At 52.6% G+C, this 371-nt stretch carries 1 protein-coding gene; it reads right to left on the reverse strand.

Annotation, left to right across the window (positions count from 1 at the left end; genetic code table 11):
- Positions 1-2 precede the first annotated feature (2 nt).
- Positions 3-371 (reverse strand): hypothetical protein (locus EOA13_RS37755; protein ID WP_206535400.1); only part of this gene is annotated, 369 nt, incomplete at its 5' end.

The raw sequence follows: 371 nt of genomic DNA on the forward strand, positions 1-371 counted from the left end.
CGTTACAAGGGCAGGCCGATCGACAGGAAGCTATCGGGATTGCCATCTGCGTTCAGCTGTTCGAGCGTTTCAAGGTGCTTCGCGGTGGCAAACCAATTAACGATGAACTGGCCATGGTTGATCCAAAGACCGCCCCCCGGTGGCATTAGGTTTGTGTTGATGACTGATGTCTTGCTGGAGTAGCGCAGGGGCATTTCTCCCGCCGCACCTTTCTCAGCATTGATTTTCTCGATTGCCTCTTGGTGTTTTGTAGCTGCTTCGTGCGAAACTATGAACTCACCGCCGTGCATCAAACCGCTCAATTCAAAGACGCCTCCCCCAACATGAACGTACATCGGAATATCGTCGTTTGTTCCATGTCGACCCACGAC

The organism is Mesorhizobium sp. M7A.F.Ca.US.011.01.1.1 (genome assembly GCF_003998295.1).
In the GTDB taxonomy this organism is placed as follows: domain Bacteria; phylum Pseudomonadota; class Alphaproteobacteria; order Rhizobiales; family Rhizobiaceae; genus Mesorhizobium.